The organism is Thermoleptolyngbya sp. M55_K2018_002 (assembly GCF_015295965.1).
GTDB lineage: Bacteria > Cyanobacteriota > Cyanobacteriia > Elainellales > Elainellaceae > Thermoleptolyngbya > Thermoleptolyngbya sichuanensis.
This window is the reverse complement of the sequence record NZ_DVEA01000001.1, coordinates 1-3,605: the sequence shown is the minus strand read 5'-3', so window position 1 is coordinate 3,605 and position 3,605 is coordinate 1. Positions and strand designations below refer to the sequence as shown.

Genomic DNA, 3,605 nt, shown 5'->3' with positions numbered 1-3,605 from the left:
GCGCCCCCTCACCGCCGCCGAACTCGCTGCTCAGGGCTGGAAAACCGAAACCCCCATCTACGACACGCGCAATCTGCTGTTTTACTTTCGCCTGCTGAAAGATGGGCGCTTTCTGTTGGGGACGCGCGGCGGCACACGGGGCACCCCACAAGAAGCCGACCGCTACCGTCAGTGGATGGAGCGACGACTGGGCAAGATGTTTCCCGCCTGGCGCGACGTGGAAATTTCCCACTACTGGAGCGGGCTGCTCTGCGGCTCTAGGGCGCTCGTACCCCATGTCGGGCATCTTGCGGATGATCCCACGCTCTTCTACGCGCTGGCCTATCACGGCAACGGCGTGGCCACCGCCACTTGGAGCGGCCGGGCGATCGCCCATCTGCTGATCGGCAAGATTTCAGAAACCGATCTGGCCACCCCCTTTCGCCAGCCTCTCCGCCACTTCCCGCTGCCCCACCTGCGCCCGTGGTACCTGCGGGGGATGTTTGGTCTGTATAGCTTGCAGGATGCCTGGTAAGCGGGCGGGAAATATTGGTAAGCGGGCAGGAAATATTGGAGTCAGTTCCCCTATCTCTGCATCACTCACACTATTCCATCGCAGCACAGGTCAGCGGCGAGCCGCCAGGATTGGTCGCAGCGCGAGCAGCCTGGGCAACGCGAAAGTCGAGATCCGTCAGCCCGCCTGCGTCGTGGGTGGTGAGTCGCAGCGTGACACGGTTGTAGGCAATCGTCAGGTCGGGGTGATGGGCGGCGGCTTCGGCGGGTTCCACCAGGCGATTCACAAAGGCGATCGCCTCCACAAAGTTCCCAAACGAGTAAGTGCAGGAAATTCCCTGTCCTGCCAGGGCCCAGTCAGATAAATCCTGCATTTGCCGGGCTATCTCGTCACTGCTGAGCAAGACTGGGAGGGCGATCGCCCCTCGCGATCCGGCCCCCATTGCCAGCACCAGTCCCAGCCCAGCGCCCAGTATCCAGTTGCGCCGGGGTTCGATATTTCTGTGCATACGAAACTCCATTTTGATGGACTTGCCATTTTGATGGACTTGTTTGATGGACTTGGAGGGACTCATCTGGCTGCCTCAAAACTGCCTCAAAATAAGATTACGCAGAGATTAAACGGTTCCACAAGCTGGTATTTTTATGGTTAAGTTTCGCAGTCTTGTTTTCTAGACTGCTGCAAGCTTCGCAGCAAATATTTATGGTTGAAACATACCGGCGCACCCAGAGGTCATTACCAATGGGCGCTTTGCTGTCTTCTGGACTTTGCTGTTCTGATTGCTGCTTTTGATCGCGGTTGATTTAGGTTTGTCCGGGCGCAATCTCATTTCGGGTGCGCTGGAGTGTCGTTTCGGTTCGTATACCCGTCTAGCAGCGTTCCAATATGAATGGTTATGAATAGCTATGAAATGCTTTTCAGCGTTTTGCAACTCCAGCGCCTTGCGTGCAGAACGCATTCTTAAAAGTATTCCTGAACGCATTCCCGAACGCATTCTGTAACTGTGGTGTGACGTAGCGTATTTTCCTATGATTCAACCAAACCCATTCCCTAACCATCCTGATTCTCAAGATTTTGACCTCCAAACATTTGCCAAACCAGTTCCCCGAATAGATGCACACAATCTGACGCAGAGGCAGTTTCGGCAGCAGCATCTTGCACCTGGAAAGCCCGTTGTCGTCACAGGGTTGCTGGAGGGGCTGAATTGGAACTTAGACTTCCTGCTGAAACATTTGGGCAGTTTGACCTTTCCGGTGCGGCAGTATGGGCGCGATCGCTACCAGCAAGACAAGCGCACCTGGGAAGACACTGGCAGCGGTGTACCGACGCAAAGCCTCAACTTTTCGCGCTATGTTGAGATGCTGAAATCGGGCGAAGCGCTGAAAAGAGATGCCTATCTGGGGCGCTGTTCGCTCAAGGGAACGCCGCTGGAGGCTGCGCCACAGATCCAGTCGGCCGAAGCCAAGCTGGGACTCCGACTGCCCGCAACGGCGATTAATCTCTGGGTTGGGCCTGGAGGGCACACGTCTTGCTTGCACTATGACCCAATGGACGGCACGCTGATGCAGTTTCAGGGTGAAAAGCGGGTCATTTTGTTTCCACCGTCCCAGCTTTATAACCTCTACCCGTTTTCTCTATTCAACTATGTGCGCCACGGCATGAAGCGGCGTGCAGTTTACAGTCAGGTCTATCCCGATCGCCCTGATTTTGAGGCATTTCCGCGCTATCGTGAAGCGCTTGAGCATTGCCAGCAGACGGTGCTGAAGCAAGGTGAGGCGCTCTTTCTGCCTGCGGGCTGGTGGCATGAGGTCACGAGTCTGGGGCAGGGAGCGGTTTGCTCAGTGAACCGCTTTTGGCACGTCCTACCCTGGAGGCGATCGCTCACAAACTGGAGTAAGTGGCGGGTGCATTTGGGGGTGGTGATGGCCGCGCCCCATCTGGCAGCCAATATACTAGAGGCGATCGCCAGCGCGGATCGAGAGCAGGCCTTTCGTAAAATCATGCAGCGGATGTAAGAAGGAAGGAGCAACGGATGATAGAACTTGAGGCGTTTCCCCCACGCCGCACCCGCCGCCCAGTAGGGCTATACGCCTCGCTGCTGCCGCCGCTGGTATGGACGACGCTGCTCTATTTTGTCCCCTTGGCGCTGCTGATTTCCTACAGCGTGTGGCGGCTGGAGGCGTTTGATATTGTCAAAGAGTTTAGCCTGGTCAATTTCAAAACGATTTTCACGAATGCCGCCTATCGCACGGTGATTTTGCGAACCGTGGGCACAGCGCTGGGAGTGACGCTGATTGATATCGTGCTGGCCCTGCCGCTGGGCTATTTTATTGCGCGGTTTGGCGGCAAGTGGCGATCGCTCCTGACGATCCTCGTCATCCTGCCGCTGTGGTCAAGCTATCTGGTGCGGGTGTTTGCCTGGAAAATCATTCTGGGCTATAACGGCGTGTTGAATACGGCACTGCTGTCGCTGGGCATCCTTCAGGAACCCAGCACGGTGTTCCTCTACAACTCGTTTTCGACCATGCTTACGTTTGTTCACGTCTGGCTACCGTTCATGATCTTGCCCATCATCACCGCCTTCGAGCGGTTGCCCCAGGACTTGCTAGAAGCCTCCGCTGACCTAAACGCGCCGCCGCTCACAACCTTTCGCCGAGTCATTCTGCCCCTCGTGACACCGGGCGTGTTTGCGGGTTCTATCAGCGTGTTCGCGCTGACGATGGGCGACTATATCACGCCGAGTCTGGTAGGCAGCCCCAGCGGCATCATGTTGGGTAACGTCATCTCGTCCCAGTTTGGCGTGTCCTACAACTGGCCGCTGGGCGCAGCGTTTTCGCTGGTGGTGATGCTGATTGTATTTGCTGGACTGGCGATCGCCCTGCGCCAGGGAGCCTTGGAAGCCTAAGGTTTGAAGCCCAAGCCTGGAAGCCTGAGGGTTGAAGCTGGGTGGAATAAATGCGATTTTGGATTTTAGTTGGTGTCCCGATTGATTCGCAGTTCCCTTCGGAGAATAGAGACAAGTCATAAAGCAAGTCATAAAAAAGGCACTGACATACTTGAGAGGGTGTTTGAAAAGGTATCGCCTGTAATGTTAAGCACTCAGAGATCCCCC

At 56.0% G+C, this 3,605-nt stretch carries 4 protein-coding genes; 3 read left to right on the top strand and 1 reads right to left on the bottom strand.

The genetic code is table 11. The features are described 5' to 3' along the window. Nucleotides 1–514: FAD-binding oxidoreductase (locus IGS51_RS00020; RefSeq protein ID WP_297074707.1), on the top strand; the 514-nt coding region annotated here is incomplete at its 5' end. A gap of 70 nt (nt 515–584) precedes the next feature. Here IGS51_RS00020 and IGS51_RS00015 read toward each other — a convergent pair. Next, nucleotides 585–1,067, bottom strand: a complete 483-nt coding sequence (locus IGS51_RS00015) for a 4a-hydroxytetrahydrobiopterin dehydratase (protein ID WP_297074706.1) — start codon at nt 1,065–1,067, stop codon at nt 585–587. A gap of 454 nt (nt 1,068–1,521) precedes the next feature. Between IGS51_RS00015 and IGS51_RS00010 the strand changes: the two genes are divergently transcribed. Further along, complete coding sequence (locus IGS51_RS00010) at nt 1,522–2,508, top strand: cupin-like domain-containing protein (RefSeq protein ID WP_297074705.1); 987 nt, start codon at nt 1,522–1,524, stop codon at nt 2,506–2,508. Nucleotides 2,509–2,525: 17 nt separating this feature from the next. Then, nucleotides 2,526–3,398 carry an ABC transporter permease gene (locus IGS51_RS00005; protein ID WP_297074704.1) on the top strand — a complete coding sequence of 291 codons (873 nt, stop codon included), beginning with the start codon at nt 2,526–2,528 and terminating at the stop codon, nt 3,396–3,398. Nucleotides 3,399–3,605 lie beyond the last annotated feature (207 nt).

Bases quoted from the DNA above. Each gene is read 5' to 3' on its own strand.
- IGS51_RS00005 (WP_297074704.1), top strand. From the start codon at position 2,526: ATGATAGAACTTGAGGCGTTTCCCCCACGCCGCACCCGCCGCCCAGTA.
- IGS51_RS00010 (WP_297074705.1), top strand. From the start codon at position 1,522: ATGATTCAACCAAACCCATTCCCTAACCATCCTGATTCTCAAGATTTT.
- IGS51_RS00015 (WP_297074706.1), bottom strand. From the start codon at position 1,067: ATGAGTCCCTCCAAGTCCATCAAACAAGTCCATCAAAATGGCAAGTCC.